The 14,607-nt window shown below is 65.0% G+C and carries 18 protein-coding genes, 2 tRNA genes and 2 pseudogenes; 6 read left to right on the top strand and 16 right to left on the bottom strand.

All coding sequences use genetic code 11. The features are described from left to right. Positions 1-149: 149 nt before the first annotated feature. The 3 genes from ACQ66H_RS12530 to ACQ66H_RS12520 all read left to right on the top strand — a co-directional run bounded on the left by ACQ66H_RS12530 (position 150) and on the right by ACQ66H_RS12520 (position 1,701). Complete coding sequence (locus ACQ66H_RS12530; RefSeq protein WP_304003241.1) at positions 150-1,388, top strand: aspartate kinase; 1,239 nt, start codon at positions 150-152, stop codon at positions 1,386-1,388. Between the two features lie 74 nt (positions 1,389-1,462). Further along, positions 1,463-1,556: transfer RNA gene (locus ACQ66H_RS12525), tRNA-Ser, on the top strand. A 68-nt stretch (positions 1,557-1,624) separates the two neighbouring features. After that, positions 1,625-1,701 (top strand) — tRNA-Arg (locus tag ACQ66H_RS12520). A gap of 95 nt (positions 1,702-1,796) precedes the next feature. Here ACQ66H_RS12520 and ACQ66H_RS12515 read toward each other — a convergent pair. Genes ACQ66H_RS12515 through ACQ66H_RS12495 form a run of 5 tightly spaced genes read right to left on the bottom strand, consistent with a single transcriptional unit; the run spans position 1,797 to position 4,294 of the window. After that, a complete protein-coding gene (locus ACQ66H_RS12515) occupies positions 1,797-2,903 on the bottom strand; it encodes a hypothetical protein (protein ID WP_430434305.1) in 1,107 nt (368 codons plus the stop codon). 1 nt (position 2,904) lies between these two features. Continuing rightward, a complete protein-coding gene (locus ACQ66H_RS12510) occupies positions 2,905-3,129 on the bottom strand; it encodes a DUF4224 domain-containing protein (protein WP_430434304.1) in 225 nt (74 codons plus the stop codon). Beyond that, positions 3,126-3,575, bottom strand: a complete 450-nt coding sequence (locus ACQ66H_RS12505) for a hypothetical protein (protein WP_430434303.1) — start codon at positions 3,573-3,575, stop codon at positions 3,126-3,128. Before ACQ66H_RS12505 ends, ACQ66H_RS12510 begins: the two co-directional genes overlap by 4 nt. A gap of 9 nt (positions 3,576-3,584) precedes the next feature. Next, positions 3,585-3,755, bottom strand: a complete 171-nt coding sequence (locus ACQ66H_RS12500) for a hypothetical protein (RefSeq protein ID WP_430434302.1) — start codon at positions 3,753-3,755, stop codon at positions 3,585-3,587. Then, the gene (locus tag ACQ66H_RS12495; protein ID WP_430434301.1) at positions 3,752-4,294 is read right to left on the bottom strand and encodes a hypothetical protein; all 543 of its coding nucleotides are present in this window, start codon (positions 4,292-4,294) and stop codon (positions 3,752-3,754) included. Before ACQ66H_RS12495 ends, ACQ66H_RS12500 begins: the two co-directional genes overlap by 4 nt. A gap of 89 nt (positions 4,295-4,383) precedes the next feature. Between ACQ66H_RS12495 and ACQ66H_RS12490 the strand changes: the two genes are divergently transcribed. The 3 genes from ACQ66H_RS12490 to ACQ66H_RS12480 are packed head-to-tail and all read left to right on the top strand — an operon-like array spanning position 4,384 to position 6,051. Next, positions 4,384-4,863 carry a hypothetical protein gene (locus tag ACQ66H_RS12490; protein ID WP_430434300.1) on the top strand — a complete coding sequence of 160 codons (480 nt, stop codon included), beginning with the start codon at positions 4,384-4,386 and terminating at the stop codon, positions 4,861-4,863. A gap of 9 nt (positions 4,864-4,872) precedes the next feature. Then, the gene (locus tag ACQ66H_RS12485; protein WP_430434299.1) at positions 4,873-5,514 is read left to right on the top strand and encodes an SOS response-associated peptidase; all 642 of its coding nucleotides are present in this window, start codon (positions 4,873-4,875) and stop codon (positions 5,512-5,514) included. Positions 5,515-5,532: 18 nt separating this feature from the next. Continuing rightward, positions 5,533-6,051 (top strand): hypothetical protein, encoded by a 519-nt coding sequence (locus ACQ66H_RS12480; RefSeq protein WP_430434298.1) that lies wholly within the window; start codon positions 5,533-5,535, stop codon positions 6,049-6,051. A gap of 326 nt (positions 6,052-6,377) precedes the next feature. On the opposite strand, the gene ACQ66H_RS12475 is transcribed toward ACQ66H_RS12480, so the two are convergent. From ACQ66H_RS12475 to ACQ66H_RS12425, 11 genes and pseudogenes are all read right to left on the bottom strand, one after another. Beyond that, a complete protein-coding gene (locus ACQ66H_RS12475) occupies positions 6,378-6,815 on the bottom strand; it encodes a hypothetical protein (RefSeq protein ID WP_430434297.1) in 438 nt (145 codons plus the stop codon). Beyond that, positions 6,815-8,038 carry a phosphoadenosine phosphosulfate reductase family protein gene (locus ACQ66H_RS12470; RefSeq protein WP_430434296.1) on the bottom strand — a complete coding sequence of 408 codons (1,224 nt, stop codon included), beginning with the start codon at positions 8,036-8,038 and terminating at the stop codon, positions 6,815-6,817. Before ACQ66H_RS12470 ends, ACQ66H_RS12475 begins: the two co-directional genes overlap by 1 nt. Further along, positions 8,035-8,658, bottom strand: a complete 624-nt coding sequence (locus ACQ66H_RS12465; protein ID WP_430434295.1) for a hypothetical protein — start codon at positions 8,656-8,658, stop codon at positions 8,035-8,037. Before ACQ66H_RS12465 ends, ACQ66H_RS12470 begins: the two co-directional genes overlap by 4 nt. Continuing rightward, a complete protein-coding gene (locus ACQ66H_RS12460) occupies positions 8,658-10,487 on the bottom strand; it encodes an AAA family ATPase (RefSeq protein ID WP_430434294.1) in 1,830 nt (609 codons plus the stop codon). The genes ACQ66H_RS12465 and ACQ66H_RS12460 overlap by 1 nt, the downstream gene beginning before the upstream one ends. Continuing rightward, positions 10,484-10,678, bottom strand: a pseudogene (locus tag ACQ66H_RS12455) (DNA translocase FtsK); the annotation flags it as partial. The pseudogene ACQ66H_RS12455 and the gene ACQ66H_RS12460, both read right to left, overlap by 4 nt. Positions 10,679-10,732: 54 nt before the next feature. Then, positions 10,733-11,611 (bottom strand): annotated as a pseudogene (locus ACQ66H_RS12450) (recombination-associated protein RdgC); the annotation flags it as partial. A gap of 6 nt (positions 11,612-11,617) precedes the next feature. Beyond that, positions 11,618-12,703 carry a hypothetical protein gene (locus tag ACQ66H_RS12445; RefSeq protein ID WP_430434293.1) on the bottom strand — a complete coding sequence of 362 codons (1,086 nt, stop codon included), beginning with the start codon at positions 12,701-12,703 and terminating at the stop codon, positions 11,618-11,620. Between the two features lie 11 nt (positions 12,704-12,714). Next, positions 12,715-13,536 carry a RecB family exonuclease gene (locus ACQ66H_RS12440; protein ID WP_430434292.1) on the bottom strand — a complete coding sequence of 274 codons (822 nt, stop codon included), beginning with the start codon at positions 13,534-13,536 and terminating at the stop codon, positions 12,715-12,717. Then, positions 13,533-13,787, bottom strand: a complete 255-nt coding sequence (locus ACQ66H_RS12435) for a hypothetical protein (RefSeq protein ID WP_430434291.1) — start codon at positions 13,785-13,787, stop codon at positions 13,533-13,535. The genes ACQ66H_RS12440 and ACQ66H_RS12435 overlap by 4 nt, the downstream gene beginning before the upstream one ends. 102 nt (positions 13,788-13,889) lie before the next feature. Beyond that, entirely contained in the window at positions 13,890-14,282 is a 393-nt protein-coding gene (locus tag ACQ66H_RS12430) for a hypothetical protein (protein WP_430434290.1), read from the bottom strand. Beyond that, the gene (locus ACQ66H_RS12425; RefSeq protein WP_430434289.1) at positions 14,279-14,599 is read right to left on the bottom strand and encodes a hypothetical protein; all 321 of its coding nucleotides are present in this window, start codon (positions 14,597-14,599) and stop codon (positions 14,279-14,281) included. Before ACQ66H_RS12425 ends, ACQ66H_RS12430 begins: the two co-directional genes overlap by 4 nt. Positions 14,600-14,607: the final 8 nt, after the last annotated feature.

Genomic DNA, 14,607 nt, shown 5'->3' with positions numbered 1-14,607 from the left:
AAGTCGCTTGGTATTGTCGTGGACATCGTTTTTCGCCAGACGTTTCGCGCAGACTTCCGGTGCCCTGAACGTGAAAAACCGACGCGCCATGTCGCCGCGGGCGGATCAGTTACAATCGCGGGTTTTCGTACAACGTCCCGGAAGTTCAGATGGCTCTCATCGTCCAGAAATACGGCGGCACCTCGGTCGGCAAGCCCGACCGCATCAAGAGCGTTGCCCGCCGGGTCGCCGGCTACGTCGCCCGCGGCCACAAGATGGTCATCGTGGTGTCGGCCATGAGCGGCGAAACCAACCGCCTGCTGGGCCTTGCCAAGGAGATTTCGCCGACGCCCGATCCGCGCGAGCTCGACGTGATCGCCTCCACCGGCGAGCAGGTCACCATAGGCCTGCTGTCGATGGCGCTGAAGGATCTTGGCCTGAAGGCGCGCAGCTATACCGGCGGCCAGGTGCGCATCCTGACCGACGACGCGCACACCAAGGCGCGCATCCTGTCGATCGACGAACACAATATCCGCCGCGACCTCGATGAAGGTCACGTCGTCGTCGTTGCCGGTTTCCAGGGCGTGGACGAGAAGGGCAACATCACGACTCTCGGCCGCGGCGGTTCCGACACCACCGGCGTCGCGCTGGCCGCCGCGCTCGGCGCCGACGAGTGCCAGATCTACACCGACGTCGATGGTGTGTACACCACCGACCCGCGCATCGTGCCGGAAGCCCGCCGCCTCGACCGCATCACCTTCGAGGAAATGCTCGAGATGGCGAGCCTGGGCTCGAAGGTGCTGCAGATCCGCTCGGTCGAGTTCGCAGGCAAGTACAAGGTCAAGCTGCGCGTGCTGTCCAGTTTCGAGGACGAGGGTCACGAAGGCCCGGGCACGCTGATTACTGTCGAGGAAGACGTCAACATGGAACAACCCATCATCTCCGGCATCGCCTTCAATCGCGACGAAGCCAAACTGACCGTGCTCGGCGTGCCGGATCGTCCGGGCATCGCCTACCAGATCCTCGGACCGATTGCCGACGCCAACATCGACGTTGACATGATCATCCAGAACGTCGGCCACGACGGTTCGACCGATTTCTCGTTCACGGTGAATCGCGGCGAGTTTGCGCGGGCGATGGAAATCCTCGAAAGCGTTCGCCAGCACATCGGTGCGCGCGAGATTAAGGGCGACAACAGGATCTGCAAGGTGTCGGCGGTCGGTGTCGGCATGCGTTCGCACCCGGGCGTGGCCAGCAAGATGTTCCGCACGCTGGCGGAAGAGGGCATCAACATCCAGATGATTTCGACGTCCGAAATCAAGGTGTCGGTCGTGCTCGACGAGAAGTACCTCGAACTCGCCGTGCGCGTGCTGCACCGCGCGTTCGAACTCGATCAGCCGGCGCAGTAATCAGCCGGAATAAATCGCGCGCGGGTTTGACCGGAGCGGGGCTTACCGGTATGATTCGCGCGCTTTGCAGTACCGGAGAGGTGGCCGAGAGGTCGAAGGCACTCCCCTGCTAAGGGAGCATACGGGCCAAAACCTGTATCGAGGGTTCGAATCCCTCCCTCTCCGCCAAGCAACCATTGCTTCATGAAATGGTTGCAGTATTGAAAAGATGTGCTATAGTTCTGCCTCTCTGCAGCGCGCCCGTAGCTCAGCTGGATAGAGTACTTGGCTACGAACCAAGGGGTCGGGCGTTCGAATCGCTCCGGGCGCGCCAATTTACCGCAGAGAAACAAAGAGATAGGCCAGTCGATTGACTGGCCTTTTTCTTTTCCGGTGCTATTCAAGCACCGCTGTGCTATTCCCCAAGCTTCAACCCACTCCATCCAGCGGCTTCACCGTCTCCGGCTTTCGCCGATAGATTGCATTCGTCGTGCGTGAATCGACGTGCGAGAGCAGGGCGCGGGCGTGCTCCAGACTCACCGCATCCGATGCGCACTTCGCGCGCATGTCATGTTCGGTGAAGCGCTCCTTCACATCTGTCTCCGCGAGCACGCGCTCCATGAAGCGCTGCCACATCGAGTCCCATCCATGGGCCTCGCCGCTCTCCTCGTCGAAGTATCCTTCGCCGCGCCGATTGCAGAACAGGAAGTGCGACAGCGCTGGACGCGCCTCGATCGCTTCCTTCACTGCGGCGCGCAGGTCCGGCGTCCATTCGTAAATCGTGCGCTTGCCCGTCGTCTCGGATGTCTTGTGCCGCTGGATGTGGATGCCGTCTTCCTTGAAGTGTTCGGCCGGTTTCAGGCGCAGCAGGTCACCACGTGACATGCCGGTCATGAGCTTGATCCGCATGTAGGCCTGGATCGCGCGCACGCTGCCCTTCTTCCGGCGCGAGTCGAGCGAGAGCGCCTCGATGATCTCCCAGTCCTCGACGTACCGGCTGCGCGGCGGCGTGCCAGCCAGGCGGACCTCTTCCTTGAACGGATGGCGATCGAGATAGCCCCATTCCACCGCCTTCGTGTACGCGTGCGACAGCACCTCGATCTCCCGAAGGGCGATGGTGCGGCCGCCGGTGACGCGGCCGGTCTCCTCGTCCTTCTTCTTCGCACTGCGCAGATCGACGTATCGATAGACGTGGCGCGGCTTCACGGCGTTGATGTTGAGAGCGCCGAAGACCGCACGCAGCCTCGGGATGCAAATGAGGTTGTGAGTGCGCGTCGTCGGCCGCTTCGTCGGCACGACCTCCAGCGCGTAGCGGTCGAGAAGGTCGGACACCGTGCGCACGCGGACGCCTTCCGTGGGCTGCAGCCGGTCGGCCCACGTCTTGTAGGCTTCGGGCAGCGTGCCGCCGAGCCTGAACTTCTTTTTGCCGTCCCACAGGTGCTCGAGCCCGACGGGCACCTGGTAGTAGTAGGCGCCGTGCGTGTGGGTCCATCGCAGCGGGAGGCCGCGATTCTCGGCGTTGCGCTTCCTGGGCATGTCAGGCCACCGCTTCCCAATCCGGCTCGGATTGCTTTCCGTCGTTGCGCGCCGCGCCGCCGCCCATCTGCTGCTCGACATGGGATCGGAGCACGGCCACGCTTCCGTCCGGCCTGATCTTGTGCTCGATGCCCATCGCCCGCAAGGCGGCTGCCTGAGCCACACGCTGTGTGCGGTTCGTCAGAGCGCGGACTTCTGCCGGCTCGAGGAACATGGGCCGGGTCATGGGTTCGCCTTTGGTGCCGGCAGCAGATTCGCCGCTTCGGCATGCTCGAGCACCGTCTTGCCGTTCGGCAGCAGGATCTGGCCAAGGAAGGCGCCTTCGAACGACAGGATCCCCGTCTCGATTGCCGTGATCTGCCCTTTGATCCAGTCACGCAGGATCGAATAGACCGCAGTGCTCGCGATCTCCTTTGCGCGGGCTTCGTGCTGCTGCTTCGTCGCTTTCGTGCGCGGCGTGTGTGGGTGCTCCTTCAGCCAGGCCGCGGCGTAGCCATTCACGGACGCCCGCACGCTAACCGGTCGGCCGCGGTATTCGAACTGCACCAGCAGCTCGCCGGCTTCGAAGTCCAGCATCTGACCGAACTTCGAGCAACCGAAGCCGCGCAGGATCTTCTGCATGTCCTGAACCGCACGCTCGCCGCTGCTGGTGTTCTCGTAGGGAAGTGCCATCGTGAATCCTCAGAAGAGCGACCGCTGGGCCGGCGCATCGCGCAGCGCCATCGCCCGGCGGCGGCACTGGCCAGTCCACTCCAGCAATCGGAAGCGCCACCCGCGGTGGCGGCCGGTGAAGTGTCGGGACTGCGCGAGATAGACGCGCGCGCAGTGGATGAGCGTCTGGCGCTCGGTCATGGCATCACCCGCTTGAACTCGACCACCCAGACGTATGGATTTGTGTCCCAGCTTCCGGCGCCGTTGATCTGCTCCCACAGAGACTGGTATGCATGCCTGGCAGTCCGGTAGCCAAATTGGTTCCAGTCGTCGAGGTTGCTGGAGTCGTGCTTGTGCCAGTGCCAGCCACCACGAACGTGCTGGAATATCCCCTCGGCTCTCGCATCCGCCTCGCTGATGTCCTGCAGCCGCTCGACGCGGACGTTGACGACCTCGTCTATGCCGCGGCTCATCCAACGGCACATGAACCGCGCGTGCCGGTACCGGCCGAAGTCAGCGGGGGCATGTCCGTCGGCCTCGTACCAGATCGACGCTCCAACGGGCACATCGCGAGGCGGATGCGCGTCGTACTCGGTGAGTGTGCGCCATGCTTCGCGCGTGAGCAGCCGGTCGCCGGGCTGGCCGTAGGGGCAGCGGACAACGACACGTTCACCGCGGATGAACGGATTTCCGGGGCCGAAGTGACCGATGCAACCCTGCTCCGGCTGCGGCTTCACCACCCTCCGCGTCTGCGTCTTCAGCCCAGCACGTCGTGCGCGTACCATGTCGGCCGAGTAGGGTATTCCTCGTTCCTTCATTGGGAGGCTCCATGCAGCGTGAAGCGGTTGGCGAGTACGAGATTCGATCGAGAGTTCAGCAGTTGGTTGACGCTCAATGCGAGGGCGAAGTGATCAATGTTTCCCTGCCTTACTGGCATGAACCCGATGAGACGGGGTGCAACTGGAACATCAGCAACGTATCCGCACCGAGTGGTTTGGCTGCGGCGGTGCGAGCCTGCATCAACGAGGTAAGGAAGACGCACCTTCTTCAATCGGATTGGCTGATCCTGGAGAACGGAAACAAGGCCCACGTCCTGTGGGAAGTGACCGAAATGGACGGAGCCTGGTGGCCGCATATCCTGATTGTGGAGCACCTTGAGGACATGGTTTTGGTCCACGACCTCCAATACAGGGACCTCGGACCATCTTCGACCCCTGAGGCTGCCCGTAAGCTGGCGAGGAGAATAGACGTGAAGGACATCACCAAGAGTCGCGAGATCTTGTTCGAAATTCGTGAGGGCGACGACTAAAGGCTGAGCATGTGCGCCGACTACACCCCGACCCGACAGGACGCGTGGGAGAAGGCCTTCCGCGCGACATTTCCCGCCGGCGAGTTCAAGCCCGAGGCCTTCCCGGGCTACGCTGCGCCGATCGTGACGAGTGCCGACCCGGGCGCCGGCGTGCTGGCCACCTTCGGGCTGCTGCCGCACTGGGCGAAGCCGGAGTTGGTGCGCAGCACGTACAACGCGCGCAGCGAGACGGCCGCGACGAAGCCAAGCTTTCGCAACGCGTGGAAGCATGGCCAGTTCTGCATCATCCCGGCCGTCGAGATCTTCGAGTTCCACTACGAGAGCGACGACGCGAAGCCGACGCGCTGGGCGATCAGGCATCGCGATCGTGAGCCGTTGGGCATCGCCGGTTTGTGGGAAAGTCGCGAGCGCGATGGGCGCCTGCAGCACTCGTTCTCGATGCTCACGGTGAACGCAGATGGTCACGCCATCTTCAGCAACATGCACAAGCCCAAGGACGAGAAGCGCATGGTGGTGATCCTCGACCCGAGCGACTACGACGCGTGGTTGGCCACTCCAGCCGACCAGGCGTTGGGATGGATGCGACAGTTCCCGGCCGAGCTGCTCGCGGCGGAGCCGGCGCCGCGGGGCTCTGCTCAATCCATCATCTGAGGACGTACGCGTATCGCCATGACCAACATGAACTCGCCCCACGATCCAACACCAGAGAGGCTGCGCGAGGAGCGACTCGAGCGCTGGCTTGAGATCTACAAGGGCATGATCCAGATATCCATTGAAGGCTTCCGGATATCGGCATTGGCAAACGGTGGGGCAGCGGTGGCACTCCTCACGTTCCTTGGTAGCGACGGCGGGTATAAGCACGCGCAGGCGATGAAATTGCCAATGGGTCTGTTTCTGGCGGGTTTGATCTTCTGCGCGCTCTGCATCTTGTACTCGTACAACAACCACGGAAGCTTTGCCCGCGAAATCGACCCTGATGAGGCACTCGCTCAAGGGGCGGATGGGCCTGACTTTCGAGTGAAGGTGCGACAGGATCGACAACGGCAGCTGCGAGTTGCTCGCACATTCTTCATGGTGAGCATGATCTTCTTCGCGGCGGGGGCGGGGGCCGCCGTGTACGCGTTTGGCGAGCACAATGAGGCTCAGAAATCTGCGCCCAAGAAGCCCGAGCGCATCACATACAGGTGACTGGTATTTCAGAGAGCTTCCTGCCGCGACCGTCGTGACAGCATCCTTAGAACGCGTTTTCCAACCCGTTCTATGGAGCCAGAAATGATTCATGAGAAGACCCACGAAGGCCGGACCGTTCGTATTGAGACCCGGCGAATCAACCGACGCCACTGGGATGCCACGTGGCATGTAGCAGGCGGCCGGACAGGCAGGCTCGGCGAGCTGGCGCCGACAGAGGACTGTGCTGTTGACGAGGCCTTTAACGCCGCGAGGCGCGCTATTGAAGCCGTTGGTATGAGACCACCGGGGTAGTGCAATATCCGTCCGGGGTCCAGTCGTCACGCTCATGCCGCCTTTTCCCCACCCTTGTCCAGCAGCCGAGCCCGGCGCAGTTCGTTCCGCGCGCGCCCGTAAAGGTCGCCCGACTGGGCGAGCCAGAAGTTCGTGTAGGTATCGACCAGCAGCGCCAGCGTCGCCAGCTCGTCGGCCGAGGCGCCGAAGCGCCCTGTATCGCGATGCCGGTCGCGGATGTTGAGCAGCGCGATCTCGGCGGCGTCCATCACCGCGCGCAGGCCATCAACGTGCCGGCCCTGCATGTTGTAGGCAATGGCCGTGATGTCACGCGTGTCGCACAGGTCAAGGAAGTGATCGGCCGTGGCCTCGCCGCGACGGAACGCCTGCACGGCGGAGTACATGGCGCCCTCGTGCTTGTCGTTCATGCCCACGGCGATGAGGCAAGGCGCGGTCTTCGGGCGATGGGTGCGGGGGGTGTGCTTACGCATCAGACGGCTTCCTCCAGACCAAAGAGGTCGTGCTGCTCAGCTCCGTTTCCGTAGATCGTCACCGGCTGCCATTGGTCGGCTCGCGGCTCGTCTCCGTCCCAGCCATCCGGCCAGGTACCGCAGGCGATCAGCTGGCGGATGCGGGTTTCCTCTTCGACGTTGATCAGCTCGAAGCGCTGGCCGCGCGGGTTCCCAGAATTAATGCGGTGCTGGATGTCGAGAATCTTCTCCAGCGCTTCAACCCGGGCTTCCAGCGTCAGCGGCCCCATGCGCTGCGGGTTCTTTCCGATCGAGCCATCCTTCAGTCGTTCGATGCCGGATTTGCGCAGTCGCTGGGCTGGTTCGCGCAGCCACCGGTATATCCCCTTGAGATCGCGCAGCGGCGCCAGATGCGACCAGCGCGGCATGGCCAGGATGCTCTCCAGCGCTTTTTCTTCTTGTGCCAGCGGGCAGGCGATGCAGCCGGTGCGGGCATTGAGCTCCTCGGCCTCGTCGCCTCCGTAGGCGTCGGCGATGATCTCGGTCGGCCACCCGCCGAACTCTGTTGCAGGCGCCCAGTGACGCAGCCATTCCCAGACATGACAGACGCGCCAATGCAGCAGCGGCGCCAGCGTGGCGATGCGGCCGCGCACGCTCTTGCTCTCCGGAAGAACCTGCTGATACCAGCCTTGGCCGCACTCGGCGCCATCCTTGCCGCAGCTCATTTCGATCCGCCGGTCGCGGATGGCACTTTCGCCCTGGCGGACGCCGGTGATTGTCAGCGCCGTGCCATCACCGAGCGATTCGGCGATGGCCGCCGCCATCGGATCGACCTTGATCTGGCGCGTGCACCATCGCAGTGTGTTGTTGTTCGGCGGAGGCACGCCACGCCCGAGGATGTAGACCAGGAAGCGCTTATCGAGCGGCGCGCGGACGACGCGGAATTCGATACCACGCTCGGCCAGCTCGTCCATGATCGCCTCGGCGGCGAGGGCCAGTGGCGGAAGCTCCTGTCGGGTGTCCGCGTAGAGAACGGTGAACCGCCTCGGTGCTTCGATCTTGCCGGCGTCGATGAGCCAGACGAGCAGGGTCAGCGTCGCAGTCGAGTCCTTCCCACCCGACCAAGCAACGACCCAGTGATCATGCTGCGGGCCGTAGGCCTGCAAGCTCTGGATCGTCAGCTCGATGCTTTCTGTCATCTGAAGCCGTGCTCCGCTTTCAAATAGAGAAAGATCGCGCTTCATGCCGCACCGCCCTTCCGCACTTCGCGCGTCTCCACGACCAGGTCGAAGTTACCCATCGCCAGCGGCTGCCGCGGCTGCGTCTCGATGGTCAGCACGACACCTATCGCGAGCGCACGCTTGATGAGTTGTTCCGCTGCCACCCGGGCGTCGAAGACGTCGTCGATCGGATCGTTCCAGCACTCCGGGTCGGCGCACCGCGGCCCGCCGTGGTTGCCGTCGCACTTCTCGGGCTTCACCTCCCCGCGCAGGGCGGCGCGGGTTTCTTCTGCTTCAGCATGGATCAGGGTAGGCGGCTCGATGCGCGGCGTCACGCTGATGTCGAGGTACGCGCCCCACCACAGCGGCAGAGACCATCCGAGCCTGCCATGCGGCTTCTGCTCTGGGCGGTCTATCGGGTGATTCGGCTCAACGTCGAACACTTCGCCGAGGGCGCGCACAAGGTCAATTGCGGGCGCGGCATCCTCTCGCCACGGCACAGCGATCAAATCGAGGTCGCGCTGCAGTGAGCCATGCAGGGCTAAGGCATAGCCGAAGCGACGCGCCTCCTCCGCCAATTGCGGGTAGATGCCAACCATGTAGGCCGGCGCATAGGTCGGTTTCTTCTCGTTTAGCGCTCCCATCACGCCGCCTCCCGCATCTGGCCCACAACACCGCCATCGATCCAGTGCGCCTGGATCGTTTCCGGCAGGCCACCGGGCAGCGCCTTGAGCGTCCCGAACACCAGCGCGGTATCGATCTCGTCGTCGGCCGCGAGTTGATCCAGCCACTCCAGCGCGTCGGCGCGGCCGGCCAGGTCCAGCACGTCGAAGCGATCAAGCACCAGCAGGCGCAGGCCGGACAGGTAGCTGACGGCCTCGGCGATCATCGCGTCGGCGCGCCACTTCTCCGACTCCGAGATCAGCGAGTAAGGGCGCAGGCCGTAGGTGACCCGCATGTCGTCATGGATAGTGACGCTCGGCCATTGCGCGACGCCCGCTGATCGCATCAGGCGTTTGTTGATCGGCCCGAGAGCCTCTTTGAGCATCTCGCCCGGTATTCCGTCCGGCGACAGCGCGTCGGCGATCTCCAGCCACGCGAGCACGTCGGCGTGGTGCCGCGCGGCATCGGCGACGACCTTCTCCTGCCGCGCCGCCTGCTCAGCCATGGCCTGGTACTTCTCGACATCGGCACGCCACGCGTCGCGGGCTTCGATCTTCTGCTGCACGTCCTCGCGCAGTTCGTCGAAGTTCGGCGCGTCGCCAGCGGCGGCGGCATCAAGCGCCTTCAGGGAGGCCTCCGCCGCCTCGGCCGCGGCGAGATCGCGTTGACCGTTGGCGACAGCGCTCTGCATCAGGTCGCGCGCCTTCTCGTACTCGGCCAGCTTCGCAGCGGCCTGTGCGTCTTCGGCCGGCGCGGTGCTGCTCTGCGCGCGGTACTCAGTGACGTGTGCTTTCGCGCGGTTCAGCAGGGCCTGGTCCCATTCGAGGATCTCGCCGGAATCGGTCGCCACGATGCCAGTGCTGGCCTCGGCGATGCCCAGAAACTCGGCGGCGACTTCGGCGAGGCCGCGCAGCACGGCATCCTCCAGCACGGCGCGCACCTTCTTCACGCCGCCGGCCGCGGCCTTCGCGTCGGCGACCTTCGCCTGCCAGTCGGCCAGCTCGGCCTCGTCCTTGGCCAGCTTCGTGCGAATGCGCTCGATGCGGCCGGCGCGCTCTTCCAGCTGTGCGCGCTGCTGCTCCTGTTCCTCGCGTGCCTGTGCGGCGGACCGCGCGGCGCCGAGCGCTTGCTGCGCGGTGGCCAGGGCAGCATCGGCCTCCTTCAGCTTGGCGCGGGCGTTCTCCAGCAGCGTCGGTGCCTTCGCAGCACCTTCCGGCAGCGCGGCCGGGCGCCAGCCGACGGCCTTGTCCTTGCCCCAGGTCTCGCCACCGGTCACGGTCTTCCACGCGGACTTCGCGTCACGCGCACGGTTCTGGGCTTCCTTGCACGCGGCATCGAAGCCGGCGCGCAGCAGCGGCATGACCAGCGCCACGCGGGCGTCGTCGAAGCCCTTGTCGGCCAGGCGCTTCTTCACCGCATCGCCGGACGACGACAGACCCATCAGCCCGAACAGGAAGGCGCGGCGCTCATCGGGTAACAAGCTGGCGAAGCGCTGGGCGTCCAGCACATAGTTGATGGCGCCTGCTTCGAAGCACGTGCCCTTGCCACTGGGCAGGGCCACGGCATAGGCGCCACCATCGGCCACAACTTCCACGAAGCCGGACTCGGCGCCCTCTGTGAGCAGCGACGCGTATTCCTTCTTTAGGCTGACGCGGACCGTCTCACCGGTGAGCGCGTGGCGGACGGCCTCCTGCAGGCTGGACTTGCCGGCGAAGTTGCGGCCGGCGAACAGTTGCACCGGGCGATTGAGCGCGATGTCGGCCGCACGGATGCCCAGGTAGTTCTGGGCGGAGATTCGAGTGATCTTCATGCTGCGAGTACCTCGCGGTTTCCGTTGCTGTTCATCTGGCTCACAACACCGGCCTGCTCCATCTGCTCCATGAGGCGTGCGGCGCGGTTGTAGCCGATCTTCAGGTGACGCTGGACTATCGAGATCGACGGCCGGCGGGTCTTCAGCACGATCTCCACCGCCTGGTCATACAGCGGGTCCGGGTCGCCATCGTTTGCAGAACCCTCGGCACGTTCGACGAGGTCGTCGCGCTTCGGCACCTCGATGCCGCCGTGTGCCGAGATCAGCGCCACGAAGGCCTGCTCGATCTCGCTGGCTTCCAGCAGGAACTGCGCGTCGAAGTGCTCGATCTCGTTGTCGGCCGGCTCCTGCGATTCGGTGAGCACGTCCAGCATCACGATCCGCTTCAGCTCGAGCTCGCTGCCGAGGATGAAGCTCATGCGGTCGCGGAACGTGAGGCCGAGGTGTTCGGCGCGCTTGCCCTGATAGATGTGGTGCCGGATCTCCCCAGCGTCGAGGGCGTGCCGGGTGTAGCTGACGGCTGCCTTGCTCTCGGTTGACGACACGAGCTTGCAGTCCGTGTCGATCGTGAAATGCTCCGGCGCTTCGTCAGCGGCCAGCCATGAGGTCATCGCGGACGGAGGCGTGAGCTGCGTCTTCACGAGCGACACCGGCATGTTCTCCAGCGCCTCGCGCATCACGCTCAGCATCTCGTCGGCCTTGTTCGCGCTGTTGGCGGCCACGATCAGCAGGCCGCGCTGGGGGCAGATCCACGCCAGCGTCTGGCGCTTGCGCGTGAATGCCATCTCCAGCAGCTCGCGGGTGACGGCGTCCTTGATCTCGCGTATCTCGCGCCGGCCGGGCTTGTAACCTTGCTCGGCCTCGATGTCAGCGACGCGGATGTTGACGTGCTCCTGAATGACGGCCGACGGCAGCAGCTTCTCCTCGACCTGGAAGCACACGAGGTAGCGGCCATGCACGTCGTGGCACAGCTCGGCCTGGTCGCGCGGCGGCACGAAGCCGTTGGATTCCGTCTGCGTCGGCGAGCACGGCTGGAAGGTGCGGCGCGACAGCAGCTCGGCGGTGCCGGCGGCATCCCACGGCCAGCCGGACGGGAGGTGGTAGGCGATGGCAGTGCGGAACATGGCGGCTTACTCCAGGTTCATCGAACGCTGACCACGGCCGCGCGGCGCGTTGGCGCGCTGCTGGTCGGCGGCGGCCTCTTCGGCGACGCGGCGTTCCATCTCGGCCGCTTCCTCGGCGGACGGCTGCCAGTTGCCGCCGGTGTTCGTGCCGTGACCCTGCTCAAGGGCACGGAGGTCGTCATCCTGCTGGTCGCCGGACGTGGTCGCGACGACTGCTGGGGACGCGGCGTGTTCTGCGCTTGGAGTTTCAGCCGGTGCCGACGGCTGTCGAAGATTGTCGAGAGGGACTGTGTAGGCGCCGCGGTCATCAGGCACCGCGTCCAGCACGATGTCTTGCACTTCGTCGGAGGTGCGTCCAATGCCCATCACGATGTCCGGCGCATGGATGTCGCCGAAGTACCGGCCGGACCGCATCATCAGCATCTTGTGCTTCAGTTCGGTCTGCCACTTGCTGCCGGTTTTTGCGTACCAGCCTTCTTCCACGGCCAGGCGCATCGACACAGGCGGGCCCTCGATTACCGGAAGACCGGCAGCGCGAGCCTGATCGAGCGTGTAGACGCCGGGAGGTGTTGCGAATCCATACGGGAGCGCCCACGCGATGCTCTGCAGGTTGTCCAGCTTCACGGAGCGTTCGGTGAAGACAGGCTTCTTCGCCTGACTGTCCCAGCCGGTCTTCTCCTTGTAGCTTGCTTCGATCGGGCCCAGGTTCTTGACGTCGAAACGCAACGGCGTGAAGCGCCTGCTGGCGTTGATGCCAGCCACCACGAAGCGGTCAGACCAGCGCAGCTTGCCCTCGATCGGATCCGCGTTCTGCATGACTGCCGTGACCGACATTCCGACCGCCTGCGCAACCTCGATTGCGACAATGCAGTTGCCAAGGGCGGCGGTGTTCTCTACCCATTGCTCTTGGCCGTTCACCTTCTTCATGTTGTACGAGCGAAACGCGGCGGGCACTGCGTCGCTCGCCGCGAACGCCTGCGCGACGCGCTGGGCAAGCGCGAAGCCGCGCGTGCTGAACATATCGACTCGCACGTCATGTTCGCGTGCCGCGCCGTGTTCGCGGACCTGTTGAATCGATGTGGAATTGGTCATGTCGTCAGTCCTCAGTCGTGGAACGGGCAGGTCGCGTGGCGCGGGCAGTACTTCTCCGAGCAGAGCAGCGACTTGGGGTTGGGGTAAAAGCGGCCGGTCTTGAACATCTCGGCGGCGAACTGGATCAGGCCGGGGTGTTCTTCGGACCCCACCATCGCGGTGCGCGCGTTGGCGATCCGGCCGGTGGATATCTCGGAGGTGCCCTTGGTCTTCATGCCGATGATCTCGGCGTCGTCGCTGATGCGCTCGCCCGTGGTGTGCTCATAGAGCAGCTCGTAGGTGCCGATCTGCGGGCCGTGGCCCTTGGTCACGGCCACACCTTTCTGGACGGCCGCGGACCCGGTCTTGATGTCGGCGATGCCGACACCTGCGCCGGCGCGGCGAATGCGTGCCCGGTCCATCGTGCCGGTGAGGCGTACGACGACGCCCGAGCCGCAGTCGATGTCCATGGGCTTCGTCGGCATCTCGACAGCGACGAAGTCGTACTTCGGCGACACCTCGATGCAGTACTTCGTGATCAGCGTCAGGCCGACGCGCTCTGCCTCGGTCATCGTGATGTCGTCGCGTTCCGGGTCGAACTCGTTCTCCGGGTCGCGGAGCTTGTTGACCATCACGCCGGCCGCGTCGTCGGCGGACAGGCCGGCGCCGTCGAGACGCGCCTGGTCGAACACAGCCGTGCCGGCGTGGATTGCCGTGCCGAGCGCCGCGCGCAGGCCGACGACGTTGCGCATGCCGAGCAGATGGATGCCTTCCCAGCGGTAGGCGCAGTCGAACAGGCCGGCCCACGAGCTGGCGCGCACGGTCAGAGACGGAAGACGTTCAGGCGCATTCATGCGCGGTACTCCTTCAGGTGGTTGAGGGCGCGCCGACACCGGCGCAGTTGGTGTTCGATCTCGCGGAGTGCCTCGGTGGTGGCGATCTGGTAGCCGCTGGCACGCATCAGGGCGATGCCGTCAGCGCCGACTGCCGCGACCTGCGAGGCGATGCTGTCGGCGGCCAGCACGCGCATCGCTGCATGCGCACGGCGCCAGCGCAGCCCGAGGATTCGCGCGCGGAGGGCGGTGGGGGAGGGGCGCTTATTCATCGTCCGGTCCTCCCATCTGGTCGGCGATGCGGCCGGTCGCGCGCGCGATGAGCCAAGCGACGGTCAGGTAGGCGACGGCGATGAGCAGTCCGAGCACGATGTTCATGCCGCACCCCGCGCCAGCGCGTCCGAAGCGCAGTCGGCAACAGCGGCGCCGCGCTCGGTCTGGTCGTATGCGGCGTCACGCTCCACGACCGCCATGCGCTGGCCGGTACCGGGAGCGGCCACGACGATGTCGCCATTCGGACGGGTGACCAGCGAGAAGCCCAGCACGCGGGCGGCCTTCGCCACCTCGATCGCGGGCGCGTTTGGATCGGGGTCGATGCCGTGCACGCCGCGCATGTACATGCAGCCGGCCACCAGCAGGGTCTGCATCACAGCGTCGAATCCATCGCGCTCGCCGATGGCCTTCAGCGCGGGGTTCTCGTTGCATACGGCGACGACGAGGCAGTTGACGTCGTCACGCACGGTGAAGTCGTAGCGCGGGGTGTTCATGCCGCCACCCCGTACCGTGCAATCTCAGCCAAGCGCGCCAACTGGGCGGCGTGCTCCTCGTTGATCTCTGCGGCCAGATCATCGGCGCGCGCCTTGATCTCGGCGTCCGTGATCTGCTTGATCAGGTCGTCGCGCAGGTCGCGCAGCACGACCATCTGGCCGCTGTCGGCACCGCCCGCGGCCATGACAGCCAGCGTGTGCCGCGTGAAGTACGCGCAGTCGGCGCCGTGGTACTCCAGGTCGCCTTCCTTCGGGTTGTACTGCCCGGTCGCCTCGATCTGCAGCCGGACATCCGCCGCGATCTGCTGCTCCGCCATGCTTCTGC

It is taken from the genome of Methyloversatilis sp. (genome assembly GCF_965284615.1).
Lineage (GTDB): Bacteria > Pseudomonadota > Gammaproteobacteria > Burkholderiales > Rhodocyclaceae > Methyloversatilis.
This window is presented reverse-complemented; position numbering and strand designations above follow the sequence as displayed.

Bases quoted from the DNA above. Each gene is read 5' to 3' on its own strand.
- ACQ66H_RS12530 (WP_304003241.1), top strand. From the start codon at position 150: ATGGCTCTCATCGTCCAGAAATACGGCGGCACCTCGGTCGGCAAGCCC.
- ACQ66H_RS12515 (WP_430434305.1), bottom strand. From the start codon at position 2,903: ATGCCCAGGAAGCGCAACGCCGAGAATCGCGGCCTCCCGCTGCGATGG.
- ACQ66H_RS12510 (WP_430434304.1), bottom strand. From the start codon at position 3,129: ATGACCCGGCCCATGTTCCTCGAGCCGGCAGAAGTCCGCGCTCTGACG.
- ACQ66H_RS12505 (WP_430434303.1), bottom strand. From the start codon at position 3,575: ATGGCACTTCCCTACGAGAACACCAGCAGCGGCGAGCGTGCGGTTCAG.
- ACQ66H_RS12500 (WP_430434302.1), bottom strand. From the start codon at position 3,755: ATGACCGAGCGCCAGACGCTCATCCACTGCGCGCGCGTCTATCTCGCG.
- ACQ66H_RS12490 (WP_430434300.1), top strand. From the start codon at position 4,384: ATGCAGCGTGAAGCGGTTGGCGAGTACGAGATTCGATCGAGAGTTCAG.
- ACQ66H_RS12485 (WP_430434299.1), top strand. From the start codon at position 4,873: ATGTGCGCCGACTACACCCCGACCCGACAGGACGCGTGGGAGAAGGCC.
- ACQ66H_RS12480 (WP_430434298.1), top strand. From the start codon at position 5,533: ATGACCAACATGAACTCGCCCCACGATCCAACACCAGAGAGGCTGCGC.
- ACQ66H_RS12475 (WP_430434297.1), bottom strand. From the start codon at position 6,815: ATGCGTAAGCACACCCCCCGCACCCATCGCCCGAAGACCGCGCCTTGC.
- ACQ66H_RS12470 (WP_430434296.1), bottom strand. From the start codon at position 8,038: ATGAAGCGCGATCTTTCTCTATTTGAAAGCGGAGCACGGCTTCAGATG.
- ACQ66H_RS12465 (WP_430434295.1), bottom strand. From the start codon at position 8,658: ATGGGAGCGCTAAACGAGAAGAAACCGACCTATGCGCCGGCCTACATG.
- ACQ66H_RS12460 (WP_430434294.1), bottom strand. From the start codon at position 10,487: ATGAAGATCACTCGAATCTCCGCCCAGAACTACCTGGGCATCCGTGCG.
- ACQ66H_RS12445 (WP_430434293.1), bottom strand. From the start codon at position 12,703: ATGACCAATTCCACATCGATTCAACAGGTCCGCGAACACGGCGCGGCA.
- ACQ66H_RS12440 (WP_430434292.1), bottom strand. From the start codon at position 13,536: ATGAATGCGCCTGAACGTCTTCCGTCTCTGACCGTGCGCGCCAGCTCG.
- ACQ66H_RS12435 (WP_430434291.1), bottom strand. From the start codon at position 13,787: ATGAATAAGCGCCCCTCCCCCACCGCCCTCCGCGCGCGAATCCTCGGG.
- ACQ66H_RS12430 (WP_430434290.1), bottom strand. From the start codon at position 14,282: ATGAACACCCCGCGCTACGACTTCACCGTGCGTGACGACGTCAACTGC.
- ACQ66H_RS12425 (WP_430434289.1), bottom strand. From the start codon at position 14,599: ATGGCGGAGCAGCAGATCGCGGCGGATGTCCGGCTGCAGATCGAGGCG.